The organism is Sphingobacterium sp. BN32 (assembly GCF_030503615.1).
GTDB lineage: Bacteria > Bacteroidota > Bacteroidia > Sphingobacteriales > Sphingobacteriaceae > Sphingobacterium.
On record NZ_CP129963.1, the window covers coordinates 386,200 to 398,988 of the forward strand.

A 12,789-nucleotide genomic window follows, 5' to 3' on the forward strand; every position below is an offset into this window, starting at 1 on the left:
AGCGGTCTCCATTTTGGAGGCCGCTTTTATTTTATTTTAAGTTCGTAATTAATCACGCAAGATCTCACGAGCAATCACCAGTCGCTGGATTTCAGAAGTCCCTTCATAAATTTGGGTAATCTTCGCATCCCGCATAAGACGTTCGACGTGGTATTCTTTAACATAGCCGTATCCACCGTGAATCTGTACGGCTTCTACGGTGTGCTGCATAGCAACCTCTGAAGTCTTCAACTTAGCCATTGCTGCAATCTTTCCATAGGGTAGCCCTTGATCTTTCGTCCATGCCGCCTTGTAGGTTAGCAATCGTGCGCCCTCAATATCGACTTCCATATCCGCTAGTTTAAACTGGATAGCTTGATGATTGTTGATCGGTTTGCCGAAGGTCTTTCGTTCTTTGGAATAAACTAGAGCAAGGTCATATGCGCCGGAAGCAATACCAAGTGCTTGGGCTGCTATACCGATACGGCCTCCGTCTAAGGTTTTCATCGCAAATTTAAATCCGAAACCATCTTCGCCAATTCTATTTTCTTTCGGAATTTTGACGTCGGAGAACATCAGAGAATGAGTGTCTGAACTCCGGATACCCAATTTGTTCTCTTTAGGTCCTATTGTAAATCCTGGCGTACCTTTTTCAACAATCAATACGTTGATTCCGCGATGCCCTAATTCCGGATGGGTTTGTGCTATGACGAGGTAGATATCAGCATTTCCGCCGTTTGTAATCCAATTCTTTGTGCCATTTAATAAATAGTGGTCGCCCATATCTTCCGCCGTTGTATGTTGAGATGAAGCATCAGAGCCCGCCTCCGGCTCAGACAATGCGAAAGCACCAAGTTTTTCGCCCTTAGCTAATGGAATCAAATATTTCTGCTTTTGCTCTTCAGTGCCATATTCGTTGAGGCCGTACAATACAAGGGAATTGTGTGCAGACATGATGACTGCTGCCGATGCGTCAATCTTTGCGATTTCTTCAAGCGCCAAAACATACGCCAGTGTATCCATTCCAGCACCTCCATATTGCTCCGGCACCATAATGCCCATGAAACCAAGTTCCCCCATTTTCTTAACAAAATCCGTTGGAAACTTCGCATGTTCATCTCGTTCTATCACTCCTGGTTTTAATTCTTGAGCAAACTCTCGTGCTGCTTCCTGAATCATTTTATGTTCTTCTGATAATTCGAATTGCATGATATGTTTATATGGTATATATCAAATATAATTAAAAATACTATGCAAGCATAATAAATAAAACAAAATATCCGGAGATACTCAGGCTAATTTACATTTGTCAAAACCATACCTCATGTTCAGTGGTTTTTATTTTAGTTTGAATATCAGGGGAGTATCAGTTTTTTATATTACTAATTGTATATTCTAATAAAATCTACTATATTGGTAGAGTATTTTAAATCGTTCATTATAAACAACAGCAATATGAGTTTAAGACTAGGTGATTTGGCACCAAATTTTCAAGCGAAAACAACAGTAGGAGATATTGATTTCTACGAATATATCGATGGTTCATGGGCAGTTTTATACTCTCACCCGTCAGATTACACCCCTGTTTGCACAACAGAATTAGGGCGGACAGCTAAATTAAAATCCGAATTCGATAAAAGAAATGTGAAGGTTTTAGCATTGAGTGTAGATTCAGTAGAAGACCACCATGGCTGGATTAAGGATATCAACGATACGCAACAGACAGAGGTTAATTTCCCTATTATCGCAGATGAGGATAAGCATATCGCAGAATTGTATGATATGATTCATCCAAACGCATCAGCTACGGCTACCGTTCGTTCTGTATTTGTCATCGGCCCGGACAAGAAAGTGAAACTAACTTTAACATATCCTGCATCTACAGGACGTAATTTCCAGGAGATCCTAAGAGTAATCGACTCCCTGCAATTAACTGATCAATATCAGGTGGCCACGCCAGCTGATTGGAATGATGGGGAGGATGTTATTGTTGTTCCAGCAATTAAAACGGAAGAAATCCCTGCTAAGTTTCCAAAAGGCTATACCGAGATACGTCCGTATTTAAGAACGACACCTCAACCAAACAAGTAAATCGTGTAACAATAAAATAGAAAGCCAGCTCTTAGCTGGCTTTTTCATTATATACCTTTTTCTTCTTTCTGCGGTCCAGAAACGACGTAATGGTCGCAATCAAGAATACGATAATGATTTGCTTGAAGAATGTTAGGAAATCAAATTCATCATGCACGTCGGCACTGAAATAGCCGAAAGCTTGTATTGCTGCCACAATGATAGAAAAGATAATGAAGTAGGTCCAGAAGGTCCGCATATGCGTTTGTTTGTTCCTTAAATATACGCATCAAAGTGATTAGTTCGCTATTACTTATTCCGAAAAGTGCTCGATGGGTCTCCAGTTAACATTAGTGCAAAGAAAAAGGTGCTACTTTTGTAACACCTCATTTCATACAAGTCCGATTTATGACTAATATACCTTCACCATATAGATAAAATCTTGCAGCTTCTTAATCTGCTCGGTTCTCGGTAAATTTGATAGGCTATTTTTATTGCTAAGCACGATGTTCCCGCGCAATGATTCTTCTGGAATTCTATTCAATGTTTCTACTAATGCCTTAGTTTTGATGGCAAATGCTGCGCCATCGATACCCTTTTGCTTACCTGAAATAATACCGATGATATTACCGAATTTGTCTAGAACCGGTCCACCACTGTTTCCCGGGTTAACAGGTACAGAGATTTGGTAGGCGGTCGTATCTCCGCTATAGCCAGTTTCCGAACTTAAATATCCCTCGCCATACACAGCTTCATCTCTTGGATAACCAATCGTATAAATTCCCTCACCTAGATCTAAATTCTGACGCTTAAAGGTATACGGGATATAGGAAGGCTTCGTAAAACTCGTATCTGAAATATGTAGGATTGCGATATCCTTCTCTGGATCTGTATGAATGATGGAAGCTCTAAACGACTCTCCCTTATTATTTTGAAGATGTATCGAATCCGCACCATTGACAACGTGATAATTGGTTACAACATATCCATCCTTGGTCAGCATAAAGCCCGTCGCTCCGTATTGAAGAGCCGCTTGATTGACAGTTTCCTTGTTGATATTACGGATCGCATTGTGATGCGCATTGACATTGCGTTTCACATTGTTCACCTCTCTACGTAGTGCGCTGTATTCTGAAGTCGTCTTCCTGATCGTCGAGAAATAGCCCGTCAAGTAAAGCGTCGCTAAGGAGGAAATCACAGCTACAACTGCAGCAGCGACAGCATTAATCTTCAATTTCTTCCACATGCGGTAAATCACAGCCTCTTTAGGCTGAGCAACCACTTGTGTTGCTAATTTATTTTTGAACTCGGCACGCGCAGCTTGGCGTTTCATGATGTCGACGAAGTCCTGATGAGACTGGAAGACCTCATTCAACGCAGGATCCTCATTTAGAAGCGCGTCAAATGCCATGCGTTCTTGCGCATTCATTTCACCGTTTAAATAACGATCAGCTTGTTCTATAAATTCTTGTTGTCTCATTAAAATATCATCCTTCTACTTTTGATCAAAGAACAGTTTCTTCAATCGTTGTAAGCATTTATACTTTTGATTTTTTGCGTTGTCAGCGTTCGTATAACCGAGTTTATCGCAGATATACTGCATTGACTTGTTCTTGATGTAAAACTCTCTTAGAATCGTGCTACAGGGCTCGCCGAGTGATTCCAGCGCGTATTCCATCTTGTCAAATTTGGTTTCCAACTCCATATGCTGTTGTAAATCATCCTCAACATCGGGAATCTCAAAATTCTCATGATCCGTAATACTAAACGAATTCCCTTTTTTGCTCAAACTCTTTAGCCAGAGTCGTCTACAAATCGCATATAAGAACGTACTTAGTTTGCTGCTTAAGGCAAAATCATCATGAGTAACTTTGTCGTATAATACCATCACCCCTTCCTGAAAGATGTCCTGTGCCTCTTCTTCCGTCCCATTGTTGTTCACAATCAAATGGGAAATTGATGGGTAAAATGACTTGTAGATATACGATATCGCATCATTATCGCCATTTCGCATCCCCTCGACTATCTCTGCATCTTCCCGCGATTTTGGTAATATCTTTCTTATTTTACTCACTTATTAATACGCTAATTCTCAAATAGTAACCCAAGGTAGATGAAATAATTTTTTTCTCTATTCAATCTCTCAAACGTAATAGAAATTTTTGAAAAATCAATAAAATTTCACGCATCCAAATGTATGCGCGAAAAAAAAGGACTTTCGTTTTCAAAAGTCCCTCATGCTTAATATTTTATGAAACTGTTAAATTCCAGCGAACAGACTATTATATTGTTCGCCTAGGATCGGAACAACTTTCTGCTTGCCATTTGCTGCATTCATGATCCCAATTATCCACATGATGACGCCGACAAGGACCCCAACAATGGAAATAATCCAGCCAATATAGGGGATGTAGGAAAGTATGCTTACAGCGAATAACGTAATAATGATTCCTAACGATTGGCGGATGTGAAATCTCGCAAACTCATTTTTCTTCTCATTATTCAAGACGAATGCAATAATTAACCCAATTAATGTTAGATAAGCAATGATAGCGATGTTCTTGCCATCATCAATGCTGTTTTGGGGCTGATTGTCCATGGGATTTAGGGGTGTCTCCATAAGTTATAGTGTTATAGTTTCTATTAAATGTAAGATAAATATTTGATAATGATGGACATAAAAACCTTATATTTTAGCGATCTTTACGCATATAAAGAACGGAAACAAACTCTACAAGTTACTTGTTGATAAAGCAAGATGAACAAACTATGGAAGAAAAAACAATACAATACCCGCATCCGAATGGAGAGATCACGGTATTATGGAAGCCGGAGCGATGCGAACATGCGGCAATCTGTGTGAAGATGTTGCCTCAAGTTTATAACCCCAAAGATCGTCCCTGGTTGAAGCCCGAAAATGCTCAAACCGAAGACTTGATCGAACAGATTAATCAATGTCCTTCGGGGGCTCTGTCGTATATTGATAACCGCAGTTAGCATTTAAAGAAAAGTCTACAAAATAAAAAAGGTGTTAAACATTACGTTTAACACCTTTTTACTTTAGCGGTCTGGACGGGACTCGAACCCGCGACCCCATGCGTGACAGGCATGTATTCTAACCAGCTGAACTACCAGACCTAACGTTTAAAAAGATTTTAATGACCCAATCGTGATTGGGTATTTTGGCGGTCTGGACGGGACTCGAACCCGCGACCCCATGCGTGACAGGCATGTATTCTAACCAGCTGAACTACCAGACCTTAAATCTTTTTAATTGTTGTTAAAGAACGTTGTCGAAGGTTGCCCTTCATTAAAAAAGAGTATCGCACTCTCTTTATTTTTAGCGGTCTGGACGGGACTCGAACCCGCGACCCCATGCGTGACAGGCATGTATTCTAACCAGCTGAACTACCAGACCATTGCCCTTCTTTTGAGAAGGTGTGCAAATATAGTGTTTATTTCTATATTCGCTAATAAAATTTTGAAAAATCTTACTCTACAGCGCCTTCTTTCATCTTTTCTGCATTCTCAGCAAACTGTAGCGCATCGATAATATCCTGAATATCACCATCCATAATGCTCGGAAGATTATACATCGTCAAACCAATACGATGTTCTGTAACACGGCCTTGTGGATAGTTATAAGTTCTGATTTTTGCAGATCTGTCACCGGTAGAAACCATTGTCTTACGTTTCGCCGCAACATCCCCATGCTTTTTCTGAACCTCAAGCTCGTAAAGCTTATTACGTAACATCTCCATCGCCAATTCCCGGTTGGCTAATTGCGAACGCTCAACCTGGCAAACAACAACAATACCACTTGGTTTGTGGGTCAATTGTACTTTCGTCTCTACTTTATTGACGTTCTGACCACCAGCACCCCCTGAACGTGAAGTCTGCATCTCAATATCGCCAGGGTTGATTTCCACATCCACCTCTTCAGCCTCCGGTAAAACCGCTACTGATGCTGCTGATGTATGCACGCGACCTTGCGTCTCAGTATCCGGAACACGTTGAACGCGGTGAACGCCAGACTCATATTTAAGCTGACCATATACATCATCGCCGATTACTTTCAGAATCACCTCTTTGTAACCACCAGAAGTACCTTCAGTAACATCCATCACCTCGTTTCTCCAGCCTTTCGTCTCAAAATAACGAGTGTACATACGGTAAAGATCGCCCGCAAATAAAGCAGCCTCATCACCACCCGTACCACCACGGATCTCGATAATCGCATTCTTAGCATCCTCAGGATCTTTCGGAATCAACATCAAGCGGATTTCCTCCTCCTTCTCTTCCTTATCCGTCCAAAGAATATCCAATTCCTCTTTTGCCATCTCACGCAGCTCCTGATCTTTCTCGTTCGCTAAAATATCCTTGTTCGTGTCGATGTTGCTAACTATATTTTTATAGATATGGTATTGCTCTACGATCTTAGACAAGTCCTTATATTCCTTGTTTAGTTTCGCAAAACGTTTCATATCGCTAATGGTATCCGGATTGCTTAATTCAGCTTCAACCTCTTCCCATCTTTCTTTTATCGCTTGTAATTTCTCTAACATATCTGTGTAATTCGTTTCCCATAGTGCCCTAATCCATTGATTAGGCGAACTAATCGACAAAAATAACTAAATTTTATCTTTTTTTTCTTCTTTTCTAGTGTGAAGAAACTGCTTTAAGTCCGACAATCGATGCAATCAAGGTCACGATAAAGAATATGCGCCAAAACTCAGCAGGCTCCTTGAAGATGAAAATACCCATCAAAACCGTCCCTACAGCGCCAATTCCGGTCCAAACCGCATAGGCAGTACCCAGAGGCAGTGTGCTGGTCGCTTTGATCAATAGCCCCATACTGATAGAAACAGAAACTAGAAAACCTAAATACCATAACCATTTTTCCGATCCAACGGCGTCATTTGCTTTACCGATACAAAAGGTAAACATGACCTCAAACAGGCCACCGATGATAAGTAATATCCAATTCATTCTTAAACTATTATGTGTTGTATGTTATTCCCAGGTTTTCAGCTGTAATTCTTTTCCATCCCAAACTGCATAGCTGTGGAAATTGATCCACTCACCCAAATTGATGATCCTACTCTTGTCTGATAAGCTGATGTCATACGGAAGATGTCGATGGCCAAAGATGAGATAGTCGTACGATTTGCTTTTCAGCAGCTCCTTAGCATAAATAATAAGCCATTCACGATCCTCTCCTAAAAATTGCTCATCCTCGTTATTCGAGATACGGCTATGTTTCGACCAACGCTGGGCAATACCAATCCCAAGATTCGGATGTAGACGAGCGAAAAGCCACTGACAAAAGGGACTACGGAAAAACTTCTTCAGGAATTTATATTTTTTGTCGCCTGGACCTAAGCCATCCCCATGATGTATATAGAATTTCTTACCATCTAAGGTAACTTCCAATTCATCCGAAATAATTTTCGCCCCGAGTTCATTCTTAAAATAATCAAACATCCACATGTCGTGGTTGCCCTTGAAAAGCGTAATCTTAACGCCCAAGTCGGCTAGTTCTGCCAGTTTGCCTAAAAAACGAATGTAGCCTCGAGGGACCACCGTACTGTATTCAAACCAAAAATCGAAAATATCGCCTACCAGGTAAAGTTCTTTCGCATCCTGCTTGATAGCATCTAACCAACGGATGATTGTTTTTTCTCGCGTAATATTCGCTTCTTTGGGATAGGAACCCAAATGAAAATCCGAAGCAAAATATATTTTATCGCGAGCGCTCATGAACGCCAAAACTACCATAATTAATATTTATTATCAAATAATGCTTTTTTGAACCGTCGATTATTTCATTAGTTTTGTTTTTGAACTAATGCAAATAATTATGAAGAAAATCTTAGGTTATGGTGCCCTTGTTCTCAGCATTACCGCCTGCCAACAGGAAAAAACCATTGATTCAAAAACTGATATTAGCGTGAAACCCTATCCAACAAGCCAAAAAGGAACCCAACAAGACAATTATTTCGGAACACTGGTCGACGACCCTTATCGTTGGTTGGAAGACGATCTCTCTGCAGATACCAAGAACTGGATCAAAGCCCAAAATGAAGTTACCGACGACTATCTCTCGCAGATTCCCTATCGCGAACAGATTCGGAAGCGCCTCGAAAACCTTTGGAACTATGAAAAGGAGGGAGCTCCATTTAAAGAAGGCGAATACATTTACTACTATAAAAACAATGGGTTGCAAAACCAACATGTGCTTTATAGAAAGAAAGGAGAGAAAGGAACCGAGGAAGTATTCTTAGATCCAAATAAATTTTCTGATGATGGCACAACTTCCTTAGCCGGTGTAGACTTCAGTAAAGATGGTTCGCTTGTCGCATATCAGATTTCCGAAGGGGGCTCTGACTGGCGCAAGGTTATCATCATGAAGGCTGAAGATAAATCCGTAGTCGGTGATACCTTGGTCGATGTGAAATTTAGTGGCCTTGCATGGAAAGGAAATGAAGGAATTTATTATAGTTCTTATGATAAACCTAAAGAAGGCTCTGCGTTATCCGCAATGACCGATCAGCATAAGTTATATTTCCACAAGTTGAATACGCCTCAGAATACCGATGAGCTTATATTTGGCGGCCCCACTAAACCCAGACGTTATGTGGGTGGATATTTAACAGAGGATGAACGCTTTTTAGTCGTTACAGCGGCGAATACCACTTCAGGCAATGAGCTTTATGTAAAAGATTTAACAAATCCTACGTCTGCTTTTATCACGGTTGTAGATAATATGGAGAAAAACCACGCAATCTTAGATAACGAGGGTTCCAAACTCCTGATTTATACCGAACTCAATGCGCCGAATGGTCGCGTCGTACAAACTGAAATAACAAACCCTAGCCCTGCGTCCTGGAAAGATCTGATACCCGAAACTGAAAATGTACTCAGCGCTTCGCTTGCTGGCGATAAAATCTTCGCTACTTATCTTAAGGATGCGATTTCACAGGTTAAACAATTTGACAAATCCGGTAAATTAGAGCGAGAAATTGAACTTCCAGGAATTGGAACGGCTTCAGGTTTCGGCGGGAAAAAAACTGACAAGGAATTATATTATTCTTTCACGAATTATGTAAACCCGGGAACAATCTATAAGTACGATATTGCTTCTGGCAAATCAGAAGTGTACAAAACGCCGGCCATCAAATTCGACTTAGCCAATTATGAATCGAAGCAAGTGTTTTACACATCGAAAGATGGCACTAAAGTTCCGATGATCATCACCTATAAAAAAGGAATTAAGCTGGACGGAACAAATCCAACCATGCTTTACGCCTATGGTGGATTCAATATCAGCCTGACCCCATCCTTCAGCACTAGCACGCTCATCTTATTAGAACAAGGCGGTGTTTATGCAGTGGCAAACTTACGTGGTGGTGGTGAATATGGTGAAACCTGGCATGTGGCAGGGACGAAGCTGAATAAACAAAACGTATTCGATGACTTTATAGCCGCTGCCGAATATTTGATTGCTGAAAAATATACTTCTTCAGATCATCTTGCTATTTCCGGAGCATCCAACGGCGGTTTATTAGTCGGTGCATGTATGACACAGCGCCCGGAACTCTATAAAGTAGCTTTCCCGGCAGTAGGCGTACTGGATATGCTACGCTATCATAAATTTACCGCTGGAGCCGGTTGGGCATTTGACTACGGTACAGCCGATGATAGCGCTGAAATGTTTAATTACCTTCAAAAATACTCGCCTTATCACGCGCTGAAACCGAATACGGCATATCCGGCGACCATGGTAACAACTGCAGATCATGATGACCGTGTCGTACCGGCACACTCCTTCAAATTTGCCGCACGACTGCAAGAATACAATACCGGTAAGAATCCAACCTTGATTCGTATCGACACAAAAGCAGGTCACGGAGCAGGTAAATCAACCGAAATGGTTATTGCTGAGCAAACTGATAAGTGGGCTTTCATGTTCCAAAACATGAATCTCAAATACAGGGATATTAAATAAACAAATCTGTTTAAAGAGCCAATTAAATGAGAAGAGGTGAACGCTATGTTCACCTCTTCTCATTTAATTGGATAATTTATTTTTTACTTTTTTAGTTAATCAGAAGTTCCTCTTCTTTAACCCAAGTAGGCTCTCCCTTTTTCATTTTCTCCAAAGTTGCCTGGTAGTCTACCTTTGAATCAGCGTCAGCTTTTGCGATAGCCTTTTCTTGCCACTCAATCGCTTCTTTTGTTTTACCAGCCTTATGCAATAGATTCGCATAAGTGTCTAATAATGCCGGATCCTCATTGTTCTCAATAGATTTCTTGCTCCAGCTTAATGCAGCTTCTACGCAAGCAGGATCATCGCAGTTCTCAAAAATCGACCAAGCAAAACTATTCAGAACAGAAGGGTCTACTTTCCCGTTTTCAGACGCAATATAACTTTCTACCGCCTCTTTGAAAGCAGGGTAGTTTTTCTTCTTCAAATAATACTGAGTCTTAAAACCTGCGATATTTTCTTTAATATTGATATCGCTGTATTTTTTTTCAACCTCTGCTAAAACACTTGCTAAGTTGTCTTCTTCCGCATTCCAAACAACAGGCGCAATCTCTGTATTGATGATGGCATTCGCTAAAATGGTATTTGCCTTTCCAGCACCTAAAGCGGCATCAACCTTCTCTTTATGTTCACGGATAATGCTGAATGCTTTTGATTGTGTGTTTGAAGCACTTTTTAATAGAAATGCCGCATTTTCCTTCGACAACAACTCTTCTGTGCTCGAGTTAGCAATCACAGCGTCCTGCGCTCTCTTTTGAAGATTCTTGTCATAAGCTTTCTCTGCTGCCGCTGCAGTTGCTTTTGCAAGCGCGACATCATTAGGATTCGCTTCGAATTTTTTTACAACAGTCACAAATTGCGTTTCCGGATTTAAGCCTTCACCCGCCTTAGCGATAAAGTCGTCAGCTTCTGCACCCCCTACAATGCGGTGAACTAATTCACCATTAGGATCGAAAATTAAAAACGTCGGATAAGCGTTAATTGAATAATCTTTAGAGAAACGCTTCGCCTCCTCGTACCAGGATTTAACATCTGCATTGTCCTCTTTGGTTTGATCCATCTGGATTTTTAGGTTGACAAACTTCTCGTTAAAGAATGTCCCCACTTTTTCTTGCGGGAAAACCTCACTCGCCATCCACTTACATGGTCCACACCAAGTTGTGAAGGCATCGACGAAAATATACTTATTCTCAGCCTTAGCCTTTTCCTTAACTTTGGCCCAAGTCGTATTGTGCTCAAAGTGAATCCCTTTGTCTTGTCCTATCGCCAGAAAGGGAATCGTAAATAACAATAATAGTAGCTTTTTCATAATCAACGTTTATACTAAAAATTTATAGTTTGGGTAAAGATAACAATTAGAAATAAAAAAAGCCCTTGAGAAATCAAGGACTTTTATGTACTTATTGTTAAATTTGGTTAAATACCAAGTTGTTTTTGCATATTCTTAGTTAAAGCTTTCTTGTGAAGCAATAAAGAGATTGTTTTATAACGAACAAATTCTTTTGTTGCATACATATAACCTTTATAATCGTTTGATACACCCCATGAGTTCTTAACGATATAATATTCCTTACCTGTTTGATCTTTAACTAGACCCACGATGTGCATGCCATGGTCATCTGTGGTCGTATAATTGTCAAATGCTTCCTGGCGTTGAGCCGCTGTAATTGACGCTTCTGGTTTCGGACCGTTGAACATGTTGTCAACCTCCTCTTTGCTCATTTGCTCGATTGGTTTCTCAGGAACAAACGCAACACCATTTTTCCAGCTAAAGCTCTTCTCAGATACGTCGGTCGCCCAAGCAACAGTGTATCCATTTTCCAATGCATTGTCAATGATATCCGTTAGGTCATTGATCTTTACATTATAGAAGCTCTCAAAAGACCAGTTGTCAGGAATCAATAGTACAAATGGCTTGTAATAAGCATGCTCTTCAAAGGAAGAGATACCTACATAGTCATCCGGGTTGATGCCGATAACCTGATCAGCGAAAGTTCTTGGAGTGTAGGTTTTACCATTATATTGGAATGATTCAGGAACTTCACCTAAGTAAGAATCCATAGCCGCAGTGAATGCTTTTAACCAATCCTTACTTGGTTTTTTGCTCTTTGCTACATTCTCTGTGATACCTTGCAATAATGGACTCATCTCACCGAAGTTATTACGAGTCTGTCCATCAGGCAATCCCGTATAGACTTCACGGGGAACAGCACCATATTTTCTGAAGATTGTTAGAACATCATGTAATTGACCACCATCACCTTGTGCCTGTTCGCCATGTAGGCGCACGAAGTTCTTCGCTTTTTCAATATAGGTGTTGCGGGCAGTATAGATTTGAGAAATCTCAACAGGTTGTTTGCCCATACGAATCATCTCCGACTCCAAAAAAGAGTTCCCTGAGTATGACCAACAAGTACCCGATGAGCCTTGATCTTTAATCGATGTATTGCCAAGGTTGATGACTTCAGTAAACTTGAAACCCTCTTTGCTATTGTCGCTAGCATTCCCTTTTAGCGCATTGATGAGGTTATCTTGAGCTTGCGTTTGTGTTACGGCAAATAAGGCTGCCGCAAATAATATAGATTTGCTCCAATTCATTTGTATGTAATTTTTATTAAAGTTCACGAATATATAAAATAGTAAAGATTGTGCTTAATCAAATGTGTAAAATTATTAGCACAATGCTGGGGTAC

At 40.5% G+C, this 12,789-nt stretch carries 12 protein-coding genes, 3 tRNA genes and 1 pseudogene; 3 read left to right on the forward strand and 13 right to left on the reverse strand.

All coding sequences use genetic code 11. The features are described from left to right. Nucleotides 1–48 precede the first annotated feature (48 nt). Nucleotides 49–1,188 (reverse strand): acyl-CoA dehydrogenase, encoded by a 1,140-nt coding sequence (locus tag QYC40_RS01635; RefSeq protein ID WP_301992036.1) that lies wholly within the window; start codon nucleotides 1,186–1,188, stop codon nucleotides 49–51. Nucleotides 1,189–1,434: 246 nt separating this feature from the next. Here QYC40_RS01635 and QYC40_RS01640 point away from each other — a divergent pair, with 246 nt between their 5' ends. Continuing rightward, on the forward strand, nucleotides 1,435–2,070 hold the full coding sequence (locus QYC40_RS01640) for a peroxiredoxin (RefSeq protein WP_301992037.1): 636 nt from the start codon (nucleotides 1,435–1,437) through the stop codon (nucleotides 2,068–2,070). 31 nt (nucleotides 2,071–2,101) lie between these two features. Here QYC40_RS01640 and QYC40_RS01645 read toward each other — a convergent pair whose 3' ends face one another. The 4 genes from QYC40_RS01645 to QYC40_RS01660 all read right to left on the reverse strand — a co-directional run bounded on the left by QYC40_RS01645 (nucleotide 2,102) and on the right by QYC40_RS01660 (nucleotide 4,669). Next, nucleotides 2,102–2,308: a hypothetical protein gene (locus QYC40_RS01645; RefSeq protein WP_301992038.1), complete on the reverse strand. Its 207-nt coding sequence runs from the start codon at nucleotides 2,306–2,308 to the stop codon at nucleotides 2,102–2,104. Nucleotides 2,309–2,461: 153 nt separating this feature from the next. Continuing rightward, nucleotides 2,462–3,529: a serine protease gene (locus QYC40_RS01650; RefSeq protein ID WP_301992039.1), complete on the reverse strand. Its 1,068-nt coding sequence runs from the start codon at nucleotides 3,527–3,529 to the stop codon at nucleotides 2,462–2,464. Between the two features lie 15 nt (nucleotides 3,530–3,544). Next, nucleotides 3,545–4,123, reverse strand: a complete 579-nt coding sequence (locus QYC40_RS01655; protein ID WP_301992040.1) for an RNA polymerase sigma factor — start codon at nucleotides 4,121–4,123, stop codon at nucleotides 3,545–3,547. A gap of 186 nt (nucleotides 4,124–4,309) precedes the next feature. Then, nucleotides 4,310–4,669, reverse strand: a complete 360-nt coding sequence (locus QYC40_RS01660) for a DUF4870 domain-containing protein (protein ID WP_301992041.1) — start codon at nucleotides 4,667–4,669, stop codon at nucleotides 4,310–4,312. Nucleotides 4,670–4,818: 149 nt separating this feature from the next. On the opposite strand from QYC40_RS01660, the gene QYC40_RS01665 reads away from it, so the two are divergent. Beyond that, on the forward strand, nucleotides 4,819–5,046 hold the full coding sequence (locus QYC40_RS01665; RefSeq protein ID WP_301992042.1) for a (4Fe-4S)-binding protein: 228 nt from the start codon (nucleotides 4,819–4,821) through the stop codon (nucleotides 5,044–5,046). A gap of 67 nt (nucleotides 5,047–5,113) precedes the next feature. Here QYC40_RS01665 and QYC40_RS01670 read toward each other — a convergent pair. The 6 genes and pseudogenes from QYC40_RS01670 to QYC40_RS01695 all read right to left on the reverse strand — a co-directional run bounded on the left by QYC40_RS01670 (nucleotide 5,114) and on the right by QYC40_RS01695 (nucleotide 7,809). Then, a tRNA-Asp gene (locus QYC40_RS01670) sits at nucleotides 5,114–5,187 on the reverse strand. Between the two features lie 45 nt (nucleotides 5,188–5,232). Further along, nucleotides 5,233–5,309 (reverse strand) — tRNA-Asp (locus QYC40_RS01675). Nucleotides 5,310–5,393: 84 nt separating this feature from the next. Next, nucleotides 5,394–5,467, reverse strand: a tRNA-Asp gene (locus QYC40_RS01680). Nucleotides 5,468–5,540: 73 nt separating this feature from the next. After that, the gene (prfA, locus tag QYC40_RS01685) at nucleotides 5,541–6,614 is read right to left on the reverse strand and encodes a peptide chain release factor 1 (RefSeq protein WP_149527248.1); all 1,074 of its coding nucleotides are present in this window, start codon (nucleotides 6,612–6,614) and stop codon (nucleotides 5,541–5,543) included. 94 nt (nucleotides 6,615–6,708) lie between these two features. Continuing rightward, nucleotides 6,709–7,044 (reverse strand): annotated as a pseudogene (locus tag QYC40_RS01690) (multidrug efflux SMR transporter); the annotation flags it as partial. Nucleotides 7,045–7,062: 18 nt separating this feature from the next. Beyond that, the gene (locus QYC40_RS01695; RefSeq protein ID WP_301993725.1) at nucleotides 7,063–7,809 is read right to left on the reverse strand and encodes a UDP-2,3-diacylglucosamine diphosphatase; all 747 of its coding nucleotides are present in this window, start codon (nucleotides 7,807–7,809) and stop codon (nucleotides 7,063–7,065) included. A 100-nt stretch (nucleotides 7,810–7,909) separates the two neighbouring features. On the opposite strand from QYC40_RS01695, the gene QYC40_RS01700 reads away from it, so the two are divergent. Then, entirely contained in the window at nucleotides 7,910–10,057 is a 2,148-nt protein-coding gene (locus QYC40_RS01700) for a prolyl oligopeptidase family protein (protein WP_301992043.1), read from the forward strand. A gap of 91 nt (nucleotides 10,058–10,148) precedes the next feature. Here QYC40_RS01700 and QYC40_RS01705 read toward each other — a convergent pair whose 3' ends face one another. After that, on the reverse strand, nucleotides 10,149–11,405 hold the full coding sequence (locus tag QYC40_RS01705) for a thioredoxin fold domain-containing protein (protein ID WP_301992045.1): 1,257 nt from the start codon (nucleotides 11,403–11,405) through the stop codon (nucleotides 10,149–10,151). 107 nt (nucleotides 11,406–11,512) lie between these two features. Beyond that, a complete protein-coding gene (locus tag QYC40_RS01710; protein WP_301992046.1) occupies nucleotides 11,513–12,694 on the reverse strand; it encodes an aminopeptidase C in 1,182 nt (393 codons plus the stop codon). Between the last annotated feature and the right edge of the window lie 95 nt (nucleotides 12,695–12,789).

What these genes read in the sequence shown, in the direction of transcription:
- QYC40_RS01645 (WP_301992038.1), bottom strand. Translation starts at nt 2,308, where the DNA reads ATGCGGACCTTCTGGACCTACTTCATTATCTTTTCTATCATTGTGGCA.
- QYC40_RS01700 (WP_301992043.1), top strand. Translation starts at nt 7,910, where the DNA reads ATGAAGAAAATCTTAGGTTATGGTGCCCTTGTTCTCAGCATTACCGCC.
- QYC40_RS01710 (WP_301992046.1), bottom strand. Translation starts at nt 12,694, where the DNA reads ATGAATTGGAGCAAATCTATATTATTTGCGGCAGCCTTATTTGCCGTA.
- QYC40_RS01705 (WP_301992045.1), bottom strand. Translation starts at nt 11,405, where the DNA reads ATGAAAAAGCTACTATTATTGTTATTTACGATTCCCTTTCTGGCGATA.
- QYC40_RS01640 (WP_301992037.1), top strand. Translation starts at nt 1,435, where the DNA reads ATGAGTTTAAGACTAGGTGATTTGGCACCAAATTTTCAAGCGAAAACA.
- QYC40_RS01650 (WP_301992039.1), bottom strand. Translation starts at nt 3,529, where the DNA reads ATGAGACAACAAGAATTTATAGAACAAGCTGATCGTTATTTAAACGGT.
- QYC40_RS01635 (WP_301992036.1), bottom strand. Translation starts at nt 1,188, where the DNA reads ATGCAATTCGAATTATCAGAAGAACATAAAATGATTCAGGAAGCAGCA.
- QYC40_RS01695 (WP_301993725.1), bottom strand. Translation starts at nt 7,809, where the DNA reads ATGAGCGCTCGCGATAAAATATATTTTGCTTCGGATTTTCATTTGGGT.
- QYC40_RS01665 (WP_301992042.1), top strand. Translation starts at nt 4,819, where the DNA reads ATGGAAGAAAAAACAATACAATACCCGCATCCGAATGGAGAGATCACG.
- prfA (WP_149527248.1), bottom strand. Translation starts at nt 6,614, where the DNA reads ATGTTAGAGAAATTACAAGCGATAAAAGAAAGATGGGAAGAGGTTGAA.
- QYC40_RS01660 (WP_301992041.1), bottom strand. Translation starts at nt 4,669, where the DNA reads ATGGAGACACCCCTAAATCCCATGGACAATCAGCCCCAAAACAGCATT.